Origin of the sequence: Microcystis sp. M015S2 (assembly GCF_020245945.1) — a bacterium.
In the GTDB taxonomy this organism is placed as follows: Bacteria; Cyanobacteriota; Cyanobacteriia; order Cyanobacteriales; family Microcystaceae; genus Microcystis.
Map to the genome: position 1 here is coordinate 1 of NZ_JADBTX010000145.1, position 16,249 is coordinate 16,249.

General features: G+C 41.7%; 14 protein-coding genes and 1 pseudogene. 4 read left to right on the forward strand and 11 right to left on the reverse strand.

Translation table 11 applies throughout. The features are described from left to right. The 3 genes and pseudogenes from IM473_RS22290 to IM473_RS22300 all read right to left on the reverse strand — a co-directional run. A pseudogene (locus IM473_RS22290) lies at positions 1 to 258 on the reverse strand (photosystem II D2 protein (photosystem q(a) protein)); the annotation flags it as partial. A 325-nt stretch (positions 259 to 583) separates the two neighbouring features. Continuing rightward, entirely contained in the window at positions 584 to 1,345 is a 762-nt protein-coding gene (locus IM473_RS22295; protein WP_287660476.1) for a lipoate--protein ligase family protein, read from the reverse strand. Beyond that, positions 1,308 to 1,784: a YbjN domain-containing protein gene (locus tag IM473_RS22300; protein WP_287660477.1), complete on the reverse strand. Its 477-nt coding sequence runs from the start codon at positions 1,782 to 1,784 to the stop codon at positions 1,308 to 1,310. The genes IM473_RS22295 and IM473_RS22300 overlap by 38 nt, the downstream gene beginning before the upstream one ends. A gap of 202 nt (positions 1,785 to 1,986) precedes the next feature. On the opposite strand from IM473_RS22300, the gene IM473_RS22305 reads away from it, so the two are divergent. Beyond that, positions 1,987 to 2,619 carry a TetR/AcrR family transcriptional regulator gene (locus IM473_RS22305; RefSeq protein WP_287660478.1) on the forward strand — a complete coding sequence of 211 codons (633 nt, stop codon included), beginning with the start codon at positions 1,987 to 1,989 and terminating at the stop codon, positions 2,617 to 2,619. Here IM473_RS22305 and IM473_RS22310 read toward each other — a convergent pair whose 3' ends face one another. Both IM473_RS22310 and IM473_RS22315 read right to left on the reverse strand, forming a co-directional pair. Then, entirely contained in the window at positions 2,620 to 2,868 is a 249-nt protein-coding gene (locus tag IM473_RS22310) for a DUF433 domain-containing protein (RefSeq protein ID WP_287660497.1), read from the reverse strand. A 100-nt stretch (positions 2,869 to 2,968) separates the two neighbouring features. After that, on the reverse strand, positions 2,969 to 3,664 hold the full coding sequence (locus tag IM473_RS22315; RefSeq protein WP_002795661.1) for a response regulator transcription factor: 696 nt from the start codon (positions 3,662 to 3,664) through the stop codon (positions 2,969 to 2,971). Positions 3,665 to 3,966: 302 nt separating this feature from the next. Here IM473_RS22315 and IM473_RS22320 point away from each other — a divergent pair, with 302 nt between their 5' ends. Beyond that, positions 3,967 to 6,123, forward strand: a complete 2,157-nt coding sequence (locus tag IM473_RS22320) for a putative PEP-binding protein (RefSeq protein WP_287660479.1) — start codon at positions 3,967 to 3,969, stop codon at positions 6,121 to 6,123. A 565-nt stretch (positions 6,124 to 6,688) separates the two neighbouring features. Here the strand turns inward: IM473_RS22320 and IM473_RS22325 are convergent. The 4 genes from IM473_RS22325 to IM473_RS22340 all read right to left on the reverse strand — a co-directional run bounded on the left by IM473_RS22325 (position 6,689) and on the right by IM473_RS22340 (position 11,769). After that, positions 6,689 to 9,439: a glycerol-3-phosphate acyltransferase gene (locus IM473_RS22325; protein WP_287660480.1), complete on the reverse strand. Its 2,751-nt coding sequence runs from the start codon at positions 9,437 to 9,439 to the stop codon at positions 6,689 to 6,691. 210 nt (positions 9,440 to 9,649) lie between these two features. Further along, on the reverse strand, positions 9,650 to 10,264 hold the full coding sequence (locus tag IM473_RS22330; protein WP_287660481.1) for a Uma2 family endonuclease: 615 nt from the start codon (positions 10,262 to 10,264) through the stop codon (positions 9,650 to 9,652). A 79-nt stretch (positions 10,265 to 10,343) separates the two neighbouring features. Continuing rightward, entirely contained in the window at positions 10,344 to 10,484 is a 141-nt protein-coding gene (locus IM473_RS22335; protein ID WP_287660482.1) for a hypothetical protein, read from the reverse strand. A gap of 418 nt (positions 10,485 to 10,902) precedes the next feature. Beyond that, positions 10,903 to 11,769 carry a hypothetical protein gene (locus IM473_RS22340; RefSeq protein ID WP_287660483.1) on the reverse strand — a complete coding sequence of 289 codons (867 nt, stop codon included), beginning with the start codon at positions 11,767 to 11,769 and terminating at the stop codon, positions 10,903 to 10,905. Between the two features lie 200 nt (positions 11,770 to 11,969). Between IM473_RS22340 and IM473_RS22345 the strand changes: the two genes are divergently transcribed. After that, on the forward strand, positions 11,970 to 12,974 hold the full coding sequence (locus IM473_RS22345; protein ID WP_287660484.1) for a helix-turn-helix domain-containing protein: 1,005 nt from the start codon (positions 11,970 to 11,972) through the stop codon (positions 12,972 to 12,974). A 172-nt stretch (positions 12,975 to 13,146) separates the two neighbouring features. On the opposite strand, the gene IM473_RS22350 is transcribed toward IM473_RS22345, so the two are convergent. Both IM473_RS22350 and IM473_RS22355 read right to left on the reverse strand, forming a co-directional pair. Further along, a complete protein-coding gene (locus IM473_RS22350) occupies positions 13,147 to 13,800 on the reverse strand; it encodes a HupE/UreJ family protein (RefSeq protein ID WP_287660485.1) in 654 nt (217 codons plus the stop codon). A gap of 14 nt (positions 13,801 to 13,814) precedes the next feature. After that, a complete protein-coding gene (locus IM473_RS22355; protein ID WP_287660486.1) occupies positions 13,815 to 14,741 on the reverse strand; it encodes a methyltransferase domain-containing protein in 927 nt (308 codons plus the stop codon). 202 nt (positions 14,742 to 14,943) lie between these two features. On the opposite strand from IM473_RS22355, the gene IM473_RS22360 reads away from it, so the two are divergent. Further along, entirely contained in the window at positions 14,944 to 16,140 is a 1,197-nt protein-coding gene (locus IM473_RS22360; RefSeq protein ID WP_287660487.1) for a homocysteine biosynthesis protein, read from the forward strand. Positions 16,141 to 16,249: the final 109 nt, after the last annotated feature.

Here is a 16,249-nt window from a genome sequence, read left to right on the forward strand (position 1 = left end):
GTGACCGAAGGCATCGGCGGGGGTGGAGACGGCTACAGTCAGGAAGTTGCCGCCTTCCAGGTAGGAACTGGCTAACCCGTGGGTGTACCAGGAGGTGACGAAGGTGGTGCCGGTTAACCATCCACCTAGGGCCATGAAGGCGCAGGGGAAGAGTAGTAAACCAGACCAACCGATGAAGACGAAACGGTCTCTTTTGAGCCAGTCATCGAGAGCATCAAACAGCCCTCTTTCTGGGGCGCGTCCGACAGCAATGGTCATGGGTATTTTTCCTCTTGCTTAACTGAAATCACGGGCAAGATTTCTTAACTTTTTTGAGTCTGGGATTACTCCCATTGTCTTATAAGATGGCGCGATCGATTGACTGGATTAGCTTAACTAAACTAGCTGCGATCGCTCGTTAATCCTCACAAACTGTAAAAGATTAACGTTTCTTAAACTAGCACAAGCTAGACAATAATTTCGAGTTTGGTAAGATTTTGGTTCCTTGCGGCCTCTATCTACCTTTACCCATTATTAGCAAAAAATTACAAATCTATACAACTTGACTCATAATTGATTTTTTATACACACAAAAGTTGTTTTGTCAATGAGTATTTATATTCATTTTTTTAATTGATCGCCATTCCCAATCCTCTAGGGGTTGCTCTAGCAATTGACAATCAAAGCAATCCTCGGCGGCGGTTTTCAGGGTAGCGATAATTGTCTCTAGGGTCAAATCTGGGGCTAAATTGAGCTTTTTAGGGGCAGCACTGCCGAAAACTCGCTCAAACAGCGAATTATCTTGCTCTAGCACCATGGAACCATGTTGGAGAACATAGCAACCCCGTTGCAGTTGGGCGCTACCAATAAATTTATTCCCCCAATTATCGACTAGATCCGCACCGGTAGCCGTACCGAAACAGTTAGCAGAATTAATATATCCCCGGCCTGCAACACCGTAGGACAATTCCAGACCGAGATTTTGCCAGCCTGTGATTAAAAATTGACAGATTTGACGGTAAACTTCCCTAATATTCCCCTTCATCCCCGAATTTACCACCATATAAGTCAAATCCCCCTGATGTAGTACGGCTCGTCCACCGGTAGGACGACGAACTAGGGAGATTTTTTGCCCTTGCCAAGTCAAATTACGCCAAAAATCGGGATATTGCCGTTGATGATAGCCCAAGGAAATAGCCGGGGGCGACCATTGATAAAAACGCAGAGTCGGGGGATGATGACCACAACGGTGTTGCTCTAGTAACCAAGAATCGATCGCCATTTGTAGCTCTGCCGATGAGATAATTGGAGGAATATAACGCCAAATTTTAGCTGCCACCAAAGGATTCTCGTAACATTTCATCATTATTATCTGCTACCGTCGCCACGAGAGTAATTGCTCGCGAAATCTCCCCCGCAGACAAATCGGCCACAGTGCGCTGAGAAATCACCACCACCTGATCATTCATAATGGCAAAATGAGATTCAAAGGTTTCGGCACAATTCATCGCTAATAACTTGCGGGTTAATCCCAATTCATCCTGAACAGGTAATTTCAGCACAGAAGACCACACCGTTAAAAAATCATCATCGCTTTCCCCAGTTAACTGCACAAACACCTCAACGCTACCATACTGAAACTTCCAAAGATAACCTTTTTCTGTGTGTTGTACCATAGCAGTATCATTCTGCTGCAGAGTAGAAATAACCATTTCAATCATTTCTTGGTGACTGCTTGTACTAGCTAGAAATTCATCGGTCATTGACTCTATTGCTTCTGAAGTCGCTAAACTTTCCGTCGTCATAAAAATTCCCTAAACTCGATCGATCACAATCTTATCCCAAGGGAAAAGAAAAAAAGACATTCGGGTTGGGGGTATTAGTGGAAATTTCCCCATCTCCCCACTTCCCCACTTCCCCAATTACTCAAAATTTTGTGAAGCATTTGAGTAAACACCTGACTTGATAGATGACAATGGCTCTATCCCCTTCTAGCTGTCAATAATTATGCAAAGTCTTTTTCAACGTTCCCTAAATGAGACGAATTCTGGGGAAGAAGATATCCGTAGTCGTATTCTACAGGCCGCTTTACGTTTATTTGCCGCCAAGGGTTATGAAGGAACCACGACCAAAGACCTAGCAGGAAGCGCAAATGTGGCAGAAGGAACTTTATTTCGTTATTTTCCCAACAAAAAGGCGATTTTAATTGAAGTGGCCACTAGGGGATGGGTGGATATTCTCACCGACTTGCTGACGGAATTGAGCGAAATGGGCAGTTATAAAGCGGTAGCGCAGGTGATGCGGCGTAGGGTGTTGAGAATGCGAGAAAATAGCGATTTATTGCGAGTTTGTTTTATAGAGGCCCAATTTCACCCCGAATTAAAAGAGCGAATCCAATCGGAGGTAATTGCTAAAATGACCGATGTGGCCGAGGCTTTTTTTCAAACAGCGATCGATCGTGGTATCTATCGTCCCATGAATCCGAAAATTGTGGCGCAGGTTTTTCTAGGAATGTTCGCAATTGCTGGTTTTTCCAGTGAAACTATTTTAGATAGCAATGCTTCCCCCTTCGCTTTACAAGAAATGGCCGAAGGTATTGCCGAAATTTTTCTGAATGGAGTGTTAGTTAAGGAAGTTTAATTATTGCCTATTTGCCATGACTTTCCCGACGGTTAACTTTAATCTTGTCCAACTACTGATGATTTCCAGGGGATACTTGAGACACAAAGGACAGAAAGTTTTTTCGCTATCATCGTAGTGGGCTAAAATGTCGGCAATAGTCAGGCCAGAACTAAGTAATTCTCGGATAAATTCAACAGGATAACGCAATCCTCGAAGGCACGGTTTGCCGTGACATATATTTAAGTTGTTTTTCCATCGGTAATTCAGTTGCCTGTCATCGTCAGTTATTGAAAAATTTGACCTGCCTTTTCCCCAAGGGATATTTCTAAGAAGAGAGTTGCCCGCTACTTTGTCCTTAGCTGCTATATTAACTGGTTAAACCGTGTTTTAGGGCAAAACGTACCAATTCCGTGCGACTATTAGTACCAGTCTTGCTAAATAAGCGACTGACGTATTTTTCTACGTTTCTGACGCTGGTTTCTAGACGACTGGCAATTTCTTTATTCATCAATCCCTCCGCTACTAGATCTAAAACACTTTGTTCCCGGGGGGTAAGATCAATTTTAATCGGGGGGGGAGTAGTAGTAAAAGTGTTCTGTTGTCCCACCTGCTGTTTTAATTCCCGGATATCTCGGGCAATTTCTTCTAATCTAGCGTTTTCGCTGGTGGCTTGCAAGGATTGACGACGGCGCTCGATTAAAGACTTGATTAATGCTTCTAATTCTTCGGGATCGAAAGGCTTGGATAAGTAAGCATCACAACCGGCATTATAACCCTGAATGCGATCGCTTGTCATCCCCCTAGCAGTGAGAAAAACCACGGGAATTGTCTGAAAACGAGCATCTTCGCGCAATTTCTTGAGAAACTGATAGCCATCCACCTGCGGCATCATAATATCGGAGATGACTAATTCTGGGATTTCTTGATTAAGCAAATCCCAGGCTTCGTTAGCATTACTAGCAGTTCTTACCTCGAAGTCATCCCCGTACTGTAGATATGCTTGCACAGATTCACGAACCCCCGGTTCGTCATCCACTAACAAAACTTTCGCAGGTGTGTCCATGAATTTCTCGCAGCGATCGAATATTGTCCGAATCCTATCTTATCAGCTATCAGGAGCCAGTCGTCAGTAGTCAGGAGGCAAAAGACAGGAGGTTATTTTCATTTATTCTTCTCACTTCCCTATCTCCCCACTTCCCTATCTCCCCACTTCATAATTCATAATTCATAATTCATAATTCCCACACCCTACTTCCCAGATCATCCTCAAGATAGTGACGCTGAGTTAAACTAGCAGATAGAACTAAAAAGTTACAAAAATCACACAATGATTTTACAATCCTTTCACCATTCTTAACAAATCCCGTGACCATTCTCTGCTGGCTCGATCGCATTAGTGCTTCTGATCGCCCCCTGGTGGGGGAAAAAGCTTTTATTGCCAGTGAATTACACCAGCGAGGATACCCAATTATCAGGGGATTTGCCATTTTTAACCGCATTTTTGCGGAATTTTTGGAAACTATCAACAATGCTGACTCGTTTCTGACTGATTTTCCGCAATCTTCCCTCTATTTAGACGTAGATAACCCAAAAGCTCTGCAATTAGTCGCCAAAGAAAGTCGGCGGGCCATTTTACAAGCAGAAATTCCTCCTCTCTGGTTAGAAGAACTAGGGGCGGCCGTGGCACAATTATCCATGGATACCCTAGTATGGCGCTTTTCCTTACCTGCTCATCTAGCTCGGCGAACTCTCGGTTTATTTTCTGCCCCCATCAGTGGAATTAAAGCAGATAATCTAGAAAATGCCCTAAAACAAGCTTGGGCGGAGTTATTCACCGCCAGAAGTCTATTTTATTGGCGAAAAATGGGAATTGGTTTAGAAAACATTCAATTATCTTTACTGGTACAACCGTTATTACCAGCCAATTGTGCGGGAAATGTGCTGATTAATGAAGATAACTGGCAAATTCAGGCGGTTTGGGGATTAGGACACAGTTTAGTTAATGGAGAAGTGGCACCGGATACCTATATTATCGATCGCTCCGGTCAATTACGCAGTCGGCAATTAGGCAATAAATCCCGCGCTTATTATCTCAATAGTGACAGTAATCTGCTTGCGCCACAATTATTAGCACCCAGTTTACAGGAAAGCCACTGTTTGGATAATTTCGCCATCGATCGCCTTTGTCAACTGGTTCAATCTCTGCTTACGGAAAAACCGACGTTAACCAGCATAGAATGGCTGATGATGCTGGATGGTCAAATTTATATTCTTAACTGTCACAGTCAGGAAATCACCGCTACTACCTCCCATTATCCCCTAAGAGGATTAGGGGCATCCCCGGGGTTGGTATCGGGAGTGGCAAAAGTTATCAGCAATTTCGACTCCCCAGAGGCAAATTTTCAGGATTGCATTCTGGTTACTACTAATTTACCTCCGAAAAAACTGCCCCATTTACGCCAAATTCGAGCAATGATCACGGAACAGGGGGGATTAACTAGCCATGGAGCCATTTTAGCCCGGGAATTAGCCATTCCTGCCATTGTCGGGGTGAAAAATGCCACAGAAATTATCCGCTCAGGGGAGATAATTTTAGTAGATGGTACGAGGGGAATTATTTCTCTAGCATCTCAGGAACAGATTTCCTTACCCCCAGCACCCCCCAGAGAAACCGACGGGACGGCAATTGCTACCCGTTTGATGGTTAATCTCAGTCAAACTGAAAGTATTGCCAGAATCCAAGAACTGCCTATTGATGGGATCGGTTTATTGCGCTCAGAATGGATGATTTTAGAGTTACTTTCTCAGCGCAATCTAGAAGAATGGTTAACTCCAGAGCATCAAGAAGCATTAATCGAGAGACTAAGTGATTTAATCGCACAATTTGCCCTTAGTATCCAGCCTAAGCCTTTATTTTACCGTTCTTTTGATGCTCAACATTCGGCTAAAGACAGTCGGGGAGCCCATGGTTATATATTAGATCCGACTCTATTCGATCTAGAATTGCAAGCTTTACGACGGGTACAAACCACCAGCGCCACCAATATTAATTTACTGCTTCCCTTTGTCCGCGGGGTTGAGGAATTTATTTTCTGCCGGCAACGGGTACAATCAGCTTTACTCACTCAAGTCCCTTCTTTCCAATTGGGGATAATGGTGGAAGTACCGGGGGTAATCTTTCAATTGAGGGATTATGTGCAAGCGGGCGTACAATTGATCGCTATTGGTACTAATGATTTAACTCAATTACTTTTAGGTAGCGATCGAGAACATTTCTCAGAATATTTTAACGCCCGTCATCCCGCAGTCAGGGCAGCTTTAAAACAAATTATTACTCAGGCAAAACTTTTACAGATTCCCTGTTCCGTTTGCGGCATGGCTATCGTCCAGTATCCCGAACTTATCGATGATCTGATTGCTTGGGGTGTGACTTCTCTTTCGGTGGATACAGAAGCAGTTTTAGCCACTAGAGAGGCAATTGTTCGGGCAGAAAGAAGGTTTTTATTGGAAAATAGCAGATAACTTCCGAACTACCCCACTTCCCCACTACCTCACTACCTCACTACCCCATCAACCCACTTCCCCACTACCCCACTTCCTAATTCATACTTTGTGCTTTTTGTCAAAAAAACTTTTTTTTTGCAATAAAACTACACAAAAAAAAGATCATCGTTGTGGGTGAAATTGACTCATTTACCTGTCTTAGTTAGGATTACCTTCTAGGTGTGGCAAGGGTTTCAACCGTTGCTGCCCAAAAAAGCATATAATACCCCATTATGAAATTCAGTAAAATCGCTGTAACCATCATAACATCGTTGTTAAATAAAAATCTTTCTCAATTAATTCTTAAGAATTTGTAAATATTGCGAAATGTTAATTTAAATATTCTCAAGTTTTTGGAGTTCATAGATAATTTTTGCTTATCTTTGACCAACATTGAGTTAGGAGTCAGTATTCAGGAGTTAGGAGTCAGGAGATTATTTTTATTGATTCTCCCCACACCCCACACCCCACACCCCACACCCCACACCCCACACCCTAAACCCCACACCCTACACCCCACACCCCACACCCTGTCCCCTAATGCCTAGAGAATTTCAATAATTCCTTGACTGCCATCGAGACGAATTAATTGACCATCTTTTAACAATTTCATGGCATTATGCACATCCATAACCGCCGGAATTCCGTATTCTCTGGCAATAATAGCACCATGGGATAATTGTCCCCCCACCTCGGCAATAATGCCCACAGCCCGGGATAATAAAGGGGACCATCCTGAGTCAGTATAGGGAATAACAAGAATAGTATTGGGGGCAATTTCTAGATTTTGTAGGGTTGGCATAATTTTGACTCGTCCTTCCACTGTCCCCCCACTAGCGGCAATTCCCTGTAAGCGTTTTTTGGCAGTTAAATTTGAAACTAAAAATTCTCTTTGCGGGGGTTGTCCATAAACGATATAGGGAATATCAGTTAATTGAGAGTTTTCTTGGAATTGTTGGCGACGCTGACGGATAATCTGCTTAAGATTAGCGATTTTATTATTCTGAACCAACTGGGTAACTTCTGAGTAATTTAGATAAAATATATCTCCCGTCTCTGATAATATTTGCTGCTGTAACCAGAGGGTTTCCAAAGCGAGAAAATGCCAGCGTAGGTGAGCTAAAAGACGGGAGTACACTTGAGTGACTTGGTTTTTGATATTTAGTCTTTTTTGGACAGTATGGGAAGATTTAACTTTTTTATGGCTATTATTGTTGGGAATATCCAAGGATAATTGTAGCAGATATTGGGGATTTTCTCGCCATCTCGGTATCGAAATATCAGTCCCCACTTCGCTTAAATAACCGTAGGTTTCTAACCAGAGGGAAAAAGCTGAGTCAAAATCTCGATCAAGCGTATTTTTTCTCAGTTCAGATAGCGATCGCATCGAGGCTATTTCTGGTGCTTGGGAGTTATCCAATCTCTCAAAAGGTACTTGCGAAATACTGCGACGCAAAGCGAAGCTAAGAGGGGCAAGAATACTATAATAGGTGGCTTTTTTTAAGACGGTTAAAATTTCTTCAATTTGCTCTAAAATCTCCCCTGAAGATAAAGCTTCTGGGGAAGTAGCGTTAATTTTTTTGAGCGTCGGGATAAAATAGTTTTTTTGATCTTGGCTAAAGTCTTTTTCTAACTGTAATTCCCGTCCTAAAAGTTTTAATAAACCAGGGGAATTAGCCAAAGTTGCCGTTAAAGGTGGTTTGGTAAACTTTGCTCCTTTGGTCAGGAATTCTAAGCTTTCTGGAGGTAATCCCATGCGACGGAAAATTGTGCCTAATAAAGAAGCATTAAAATAGGCTCTTTGATAGTGTAAAGTCGCTGTTTCATTGAAGTCCAAATCGAGGGCTTTTTTGTCTAAAACTAACTGGAAAATATCTCCCCAAACTCCACAGGTTAAAGGACGATTAATTGACCAAGGTAAAGGACGAATCACACCTGGAATAACTTCAGCCGCGATTTTTCTTGTCCAAATTGGCTGTAAATTAGTGATAGGACGGCACTGTAATAACCATAATTTGTGTCCGTCATGAGTCCATTCTATATCTTGGGGAATGCCATGTTCAAGGTTTTCTAATTGCCGACAAAGATTAGCTACCTGTTGAATAATAGCTGGGGGAATATCTCCCGCTCCGATGATAATATTTTCTTCTAAATTAACTCGATAACTTTCGGGGGTGATTCTTCCCGATACAACTCTGGTGGCATCTCCGGGTAAAGCTTCAATAACTACATCTAAACTGAGAGGATTAATCGGATCACGACTGAAGGCAACTCCCGAAAAAACTCCTCGAATTTGTTCTTGAATTAACACAGCCATGGCTGTGTTTTCTTGACCTTGATCGAGTCGATAATTAACAGCATTAGGACTATTATAGGAGGTTTGGCAACTTAAAATCGCCGCCGCTAAATTTTCTCGATCGATGACGTTAAGAATTGTGGTATATTGTCCCGCAGATGAAGCGGTTTCACTATCTTCTCCAATAGCGGAAGATCGCACGACTAAGGGATGATTAATATCAGGATTAAGAGATTCTATTAACGGTTGTGGATCATCCCCCGGTGGTAAAACCCAACCCCTAGGAATGGGATAACCAGCACGCTTAAGATAGGCTAAAGTGGCGGCTTTTTGTCCCACTTTTAAGGCCGTCAGATTGTCATCAAGGGTTTGGATCGATCGATCTCCACGAAAAAAACGAAACATAGTTTTTGATTCATTGTTAACACTTGCTTCGGGTAAGTCTAAATCGTCGGCTATTTTTTGAAAAATTGCCCCTAATAGACAGGCTAAAGCAATGGCAGTTATAATATAACCTGAATCGTGGGGACGGCGCAAGGTGAGAATTAAAGCTAATAAAAATAATCCTACCAATCTACCCGTAGATTTTTCTCGAAAGACAGTAAAGCTAATCCCACTAATGATTGAGGTGAGAAAAACAGCGACAAAATCGTGAACGATTAATCCCCAGAAAACATTAGTAGTTCCCGCACCTTTTCCTAACCAATAGCGCCCCACGACTAAGGCAATTAAAGCTAATAATTCCCAAGTGGAGCCGGTGGGAAAAAAGAAACGGGTTAGGAAAATAACGATAATTCCCTTGGCTGCTTCCGAAATTACCGCCAAAATTCCCACCAATTTACCCCCATGATAAAAGGCGGCAGTTACACCGATATTACCGGTTCCTAATTGGGATAATTTACGTCCAGTTACTAGATAATTTATCCAATCGATCAGAGGCAATCCCCCGATTATGGGACAGACTAAAAAAATAAATAGGGATCCCAAAATTTCTGTCATTTAAAATGCGTCTTAGTTTACGATCTTTTCTTAGTAACGACCTTGAGAACATGAACACGAAAGCGATAAAAGAAATTGAGATTAATAGCTTAAAACCCCATCATATTGAGCAAATAAAGGCAATAATTGCGGATTTTAAGCGGCAAAATCACCCCCTCAAGCTGAAGAAAAAAGCGAAAAGAGTAAGGTGGGCAATGCCTACCCTACAGACTACAGACTTAAGAAAATCTGATTGACAGTGAGATTTAATTCCGTGAAAGTCTGGGAAATTAGGCGATCACTGTCTCGAAATTGCCGAATTTGATATTCTTCCTCAACTAAGCGACAAACAGAGATGGTCGGTTGTTTAGGAGTGCCGAGAAAATTACGCCCACCCAAGGCTGCATAATCGACAATCCAATATTCAGGAATACCCATTTCTTCATAATCAGCAAATTTTAAGTAGTAATCATCACGCCAGTTAGTCGATACAACTTCAATGATCAGAGGGATAGATGCACCATCCCTAAGGATTGATTCTTTTTTCCATAATTTTTCCTGAGCGAGCTTGGTTCGATTTAGCACTAATACATCAGGAAAATAACCAGAATTTTTACCAGCAGGTCTGACAATCGCTTGGTTAGGAATTAAATAAGGAAGCCCCAGTCTATCAATTATTCCACTGAGTTTAACAGTTAAAAATCCTTTGATTTCCTCGTGTTCTCCTGCGGGTTGTGCCATTGCAATAATATTTCCCTTGTGTAGCTCATAACGCACTCCAGAATTTTCAGGCAGCCAAAGGACGAATTCCTCGAAATTAACAGTTTTAGGTAAAGTTTGGCTCATAGCTGGCAAAATAGCATTCTCTCTCTACTAACTTCCTTGGCTCTATTTTACCTTGAATGTAGGGTGGGCATTGCCCACCCTACAAACTCTCTACACAATCTGCGATCGCACTATCGATGCCAAAAACGATGAGGACGAAACCAAAAATATAATTGGTAACGACGGCGAGGTTCATAAAAGGAGTCAGTTGCCAGTTAGTTTTAATATCTCCATTTGGCAATATTACACCCTCATAAAATTTTTTACCATCAGACCCGCCTAGCAAGTTTATCAAGAGGTCTCCTTGATTAACGCTGAATATTCCAGCCTATCCAGATACTTAAACCAGAAAACGGGTTTCTTTAAGAAACCCGTTTTCTTGAATGTTCCAGCAATTCCTGATCATCAAGTTGATCTCGGCGGCTTAGATGTGTAATTAATTTTGCTTATAGCGGTGTGCAGTCGTATTAGGTACAGTGTCACAAGCTATAAACCATGCTAGGCAAAGCTTGGTCTGTATCTCACTCAAGCGCTTACCGCTATAGGTACTTAATCGATCATAATTTATCATCATTTATCGCACTAATATCATTGGTAATAGTAACGATAATTCTTCGCAGCTTCGCACCTTGAAACTCGTAAGGAATCTCGTGTTTATATTAAGTTAGGAAGTTAGGAGTATGATTTGAGAAAGTTCTGATAATATCGACATTTTGTTCGATGTTATTAATATACAGTTTCATCTTACCTATTGTGCTGTCACCCAACGTTTCATCGGAAGGGGCGATTATCTTTGGTTTGGCAAATTCAACTTTGAGTTTCACCTCGCCACTAAGACAAGGAAGATCACTTGTGATCTTCTGTTGTTGCCCTAACCAGTTATAGACATAACATAGTTTTCCCTGATAGATGTGGAAACTATGCCCACCAAAACAGCCGTCGTGCGCCATCAGAACAGCCTGTAAGTCCCCTTTAGCTTTGGAGAAATCAATAGTTGCTTCGATCGCATAGAGAGGAGTGCTAATATTAGGAACAACAACTTCGGAAATTTCCAATCCTCCTGGATAATTTGTCGGGGGAACGGCGAACGTAGCGATTTCCCCGGCAACAGCTTCGGAAATTTCTGATCCTCCTGGATAATAAATATAGCTATCGGAAATTTCCAATCCTCCTGGATAATTTGTCGGGGGAACGGCGAACGTAGCGATTTCCCTGGCAACAGCTTCGGAAATTTCTGATCCTCCTGGATAATAAATATAGCTATCGGAAATTTCCAATCCCCCTAGATAATTTGTCGGGGGAACGGCGAACGTAGCGATTTCCCTGGCAACAGCTTCGGAAATTTCTGATCCTCCTGGATAATAAATATAGCTATCGGAAATTTCCAATCCCCCTGGATAATAGGTATAGGTAAATGTGGTATATTTTGAGTTATCAGAAAATGCCGGGGGAGGTAATTGAGGAATTTCTCCACCCACTACCGCAGATCCAGAGCAATCCTCAGGTGGCATATATTGTTCAGTCATCGAAATCTCCTTGGTAATCGATAACGGAAAAAAGTGAGAGATTTAACTGGAATTACACTGATGGACAAAATTAATAAATCAACTTTGCTGTAACTCATACTACTCAGTCCTCTATGCTAAGATGATCCAAAAAACGCAAGTTTTTAAATTGATGGGCAAAAAAGCTTAACTTTACTCAATAACCAAATAGTTATATATAGATGTTTATTTTTGACAGTAAAACCGATATTTTAATTGATTCTCAGGAATTAACCTTTAAAAGTGAATATTTTTGTGACTTTTCTCGCTATTTTCAGAATCGAGAATTTGTCAACGTAGATGCTTTACAACTCAGTGGTGATCATTTTGAAGGGTATCTTTCAAGGATCATCATCGATGAAGTGATGTTAGAATTATCGCAACGTAATTGTTTAACGAATGTTGTGGGAGTAATCCATTCTAAAATGTGGGTTTTTGCGATTCCTGTTCAGGTGAATTCTGTCTTCTTCCAAAATTTGTATCCATTAGAAAATAACTATCTTGGGATTGTCCCCCCTAAATCAGAAATATCCGTTTTTCAACATCCCTTTTCCAATCGTTTTCAGCTTTACGTTCATGATAATTATCTGCAACAATTGTGCCAAACTTTAGAGTTACCAGAAGCGAAAAAGTTTTTAAATTCTTCCGCTTCTTCTATTGTGATTTGCCCATCGGAAAAAATTCGTCATCTCCAACAATCTTGTCATCAACTTTATCAAATGCTATTTAATTTAGATCGTCAACAAATATCTGGGAAAAGAAAAGCATTAAGATTGAATTTTGTCGGTCAAAAATTAAAAGAAGAAATTGTCAAAGATTTTCTTTTGACTTTAGCAGTAACCAAAGATATTAAAACCCCTAAAAACGCTATCAGACGCACCTCTATCCTCAAAAAAGCAGAAGAAATGATGAGAAAAAATCTGCGTTCTGATCTGACTATTCCAGCGATTTGTCAAAACTTAGAAGTAAGTCAACGCACCTTAGAATATATATTTAAAGACTTCTATCAAATGTCTCCTTACAATTATTTTAAATTGCTTCGTCTTAATGCTTTACATCAATCTCTTAACCAAAATAATCAGACAAAATTAGTTTATGAAATTGCCGAAGAATTAGGTTTTTTTCATCGAGGATATCTGGCCTCTGATTATAAAAAACTGTTTGGTTACTTCCCCTCGGAAGTCTAAAAAAATAGTGGGTATAGGAATTAGAATTATTGTTAGATTTATCTGGCTTATTTTTGCTTTGAGAACTCAATTGTTTGGTAGGGGCGTATATTGTACGCCCTTTCTTCGATCAGATTTGCTGATCACCATAACCTCAAGAGAGCGATTAATAATTAGCCCCATCGAGATTAATTTACTTAATTCCCACTAAAAAAGTTGTACCGATCGCCATAATTGCTAATCCGATTAACTTACTAATTAGAGTCGCTTGCTTGGCTAATTTTTCCTTAATGACACTGCCAAGGAAAAAAGCACCAGATGCGATCGCTAATTGGATGACGGTAAAACCGATTAAATAGGCAACTAAAGCGGCAACTCGCGCCCCGATAATTGATTCTCCGTAGGCATAACCGTGGAAAATTCCCGCAATCATTGCCAGAGTTGCCAGAGCGATCGTATAGAGATTAGAATGAGTTTGTAACCCTTTTTTCAGGGTTAAAACCACGCCAAAAATCACCACAGAAAGGGCAACAATCCCTTCAGGAAAAAGTAAATTTATTCCCTGTAAATGAATGCCTGTCCCGATTAAAGTGGCAATCGCAAAAGCGATCGGAATTAATAAACCCTGTTCCATGCCCACAGCAATTAAACCACTAGCCACCACAAAAGCTAAATGATCTAAACCGATAACTGGGTGAGCTAAACCCGATAAAAATCCATTCCAAAAATTATCGGGAGTTTGCCCTGCCATGGCATGATGGGCGAGGGTTTTGCTGGCAAAAATTAACAGGAAGAGAGGGACAATAGTTAATATCTTTGTCCAGCTTTGACGAAAAATTATCTTCATTGATTACCTCAAAATTATGATTCGGAAACCCGCGCAACAATCGCCCGATGTCGGGGACTGGTGGGGGTAATGATCGGTGTTTGAAACCCCGCTTCAACTAATGCCTGTTCGATATCGAGAGTAAAATATTGATCGAGATAGGGTTCGGTACTCTTGAGTAAGGTTAGGACATAAGGGGGCATTTTTCGATAAATTTCCGAGCGCGGATTCATATCCATCAGCGTCAAATAACCCCCCGATCGCAATAAACGACGCGCTTCGGCGAAAATTTCTCTAGTAGCCTGTTGGGGTAGTTCGTGGAACATTAAAAACGAAGATACCAGATCGTAGGACTGACTGGGTAATTGAGTTTTTTCCGCGGCTGCGTGTTGCCATTGAATCGTCTTTTGTTTTTGTTGAGCTTGGTATTGGGCAACGGCTAAATAGTAGGGAGAGAGATCTAACCCAGTTACCCGCGCTTGAGGATAAGTATCTTGCAGTGCAAAGCTGCTCATGCCGACACTACAGCCTAAATCGACAATATCGTTAATTTCTGCCTTGATTTGCTCTTTTAATATCCGGTGATATTCCCGCCGCAATCGCGGATCGCCGTCCATCCCCGCCCCGGGCCAGATGGTAGAATGGACAGCATAGGCGGCAGATTCTACCTCAAAGGCTGGCAACCAGTCTAAATTGCCCTTTTCGTAAGCGTGGAAAGAACAAACGTAGTATTCGGGATAGACGAGATCGGGATTTTCTACCGCTTGCAGTTCCCAACTCCAATCCCGTTGTTGCCATTGTTTGACGGTTTCCCGCCAAGGTACGCCTAGTTTTTCGGCTCTTTTAATCATCATATTGCGCGCCTGATAGCGAGCGATGTCAAAAAGCGGTTTTATGCCGAGAATACGGTTAACTAGACCAGAAACAGGATTAAAGGAGGCCGGAACGGGTGTAACTGTCATAGAAAAGCTTTGATCGTAAATTTTCCCTTTTTCATCTTATAACAGTGATCAGTCATCAGTAATCAGTAATCAGTGAAAAGACAGCACTGTTACGGCCATTTAATACTGCTCAGTTAATACCACTCACTTAAAACTCAAATCTGATTACTGTTTACTGACAACAGCAAAAAGCTCCCTAACCACCATCTGGTCAATTTTTATTATGAGAACAATCGCTGAAATCAACGACAAAATCGCTAAAAAAACGGCTGTAGTCTGGACAGTAGAGGAATTAAAAAGCCGCGTGAGCGAGATGGGAATTAAGGAGGTTTTTTCCCAAGTAGATGTGGTTTGTACGGGAACTTTTGAACCGATGGAATCTTCGGGGGCAATTATTAATTTAGGTCAGACGGATCCGCCGATCAAAATTCGTCAATGTTGGTTAGATGGGATTCCTGCTTATGCTGGTTTTGGGGCGGTGGATCTATACTTAGGAGCCAGTGCTATTAGTGATCTAGTGGCCAAAAATGAGAATTTAGAGGGAGAGAATCCCGAAAGGGGCGGCGGACATATTATTGAGGATTTAATCGCTGGAAAATCGATTCAATTGCGCGCTGTTGGCCAGACCACCGATTGTTATCCTCGCACTTCTTTTGAAACGATTATTTCTAAGGAGACTATTAATCAATTTTATCTTTTTAATCCTCGCAATCTCTACCAGAATTTTATCGTCGGAGTCAATGGGGGAGAGCGGACTTTATATACTTATTTAGGACCACTACAGCCGCGATTAGGTAATGCAGTTTATTCTAACCCCGGGGCAATTTCTCCCCTGTTAAATGACCCCGATTTAGAGGCTATAGGCATCGGTACGCGCCTTTTTTTGGGAGGAGGAATCGGTTATATTGCTTGGGAAGGAACCCAACATTTTCCCCTGCAAAAACGCCTACAAAATCGCACTCCTATTGGTCCCGCTTCCACCTTAGCCTTAATTGGGGATGCTAAACAAATGAATGCTCGCTGGGTGCGGGGTTGTTATTTCAAAAATTATGGGGCTTCTTTAATGTTAGGGGTAGCAGTACCGATTCCGATTTTAAGCGAGGAAATTGTTCGACATTGTGCGGTAAAAGATGAGGAAATTGTCGCTCCAGTGGTGGATTTTTCCATTCCCCGGCGAGTCCGTCCTACCTTTGGTTTAATCACCTACGCTAAACTAAAAAGCGGTCGGATTATGATCGAGGGAAAAAGTGTTAGGGTTGCTCCTTTGGCCAGTATTTCCTTGGCCCGGGAAGCCGCTTTAGAATTAAAAGCACTAATCGAATCGGGAGAATTTACCCTCACAGAACCCGTGGCCAAAATTAATCTAGAGCGGACTTTTATCCCCCAGGATCGTTGGGGCGGAAAATTATCAATTGAGTGAGGAGTTAAGGGATTGCGTGCAGGCGGCACAACTACAATTAGGGTATGCTGAAAAACTTTTTCAGCATACCCTCAATAGCAAATCATTACCGATTTTGACCGGAGGTCTC

What these genes read in the sequence shown, in the direction of transcription:
- IM473_RS22360 (WP_287660487.1), top strand. Translation starts at nt 14,944, where the DNA reads ATGAGAACAATCGCTGAAATCAACGACAAAATCGCTAAAAAAACGGCT.
- IM473_RS22295 (WP_287660476.1), bottom strand. Translation starts at nt 1,345, where the DNA reads ATGATGAAATGTTACGAGAATCCTTTGGTGGCAGCTAAAATTTGGCGT.
- IM473_RS22355 (WP_287660486.1), bottom strand. Translation starts at nt 14,741, where the DNA reads ATGACAGTTACACCCGTTCCGGCCTCCTTTAATCCTGTTTCTGGTCTA.
- IM473_RS22325 (WP_287660480.1), bottom strand. Translation starts at nt 9,439, where the DNA reads ATGACAGAAATTTTGGGATCCCTATTTATTTTTTTAGTCTGTCCCATA.
- IM473_RS22350 (WP_287660485.1), bottom strand. Translation starts at nt 13,800, where the DNA reads ATGAAGATAATTTTTCGTCAAAGCTGGACAAAGATATTAACTATTGTC.
- IM473_RS22315 (WP_002795661.1), bottom strand. Translation starts at nt 3,664, where the DNA reads ATGGACACACCTGCGAAAGTTTTGTTAGTGGATGACGAACCGGGGGTT.
- IM473_RS22345 (WP_287660484.1), top strand. Translation starts at nt 11,970, where the DNA reads ATGTTTATTTTTGACAGTAAAACCGATATTTTAATTGATTCTCAGGAA.
- IM473_RS22300 (WP_287660477.1), bottom strand. Translation starts at nt 1,784, where the DNA reads ATGACGACGGAAAGTTTAGCGACTTCAGAAGCAATAGAGTCAATGACC.
- IM473_RS22340 (WP_287660483.1), bottom strand. Translation starts at nt 11,769, where the DNA reads ATGACTGAACAATATATGCCACCTGAGGATTGCTCTGGATCTGCGGTA.
- IM473_RS22305 (WP_287660478.1), top strand. Translation starts at nt 1,987, where the DNA reads ATGCAAAGTCTTTTTCAACGTTCCCTAAATGAGACGAATTCTGGGGAA.
- IM473_RS22330 (WP_287660481.1), bottom strand. Translation starts at nt 10,264, where the DNA reads ATGAGCCAAACTTTACCTAAAACTGTTAATTTCGAGGAATTCGTCCTT.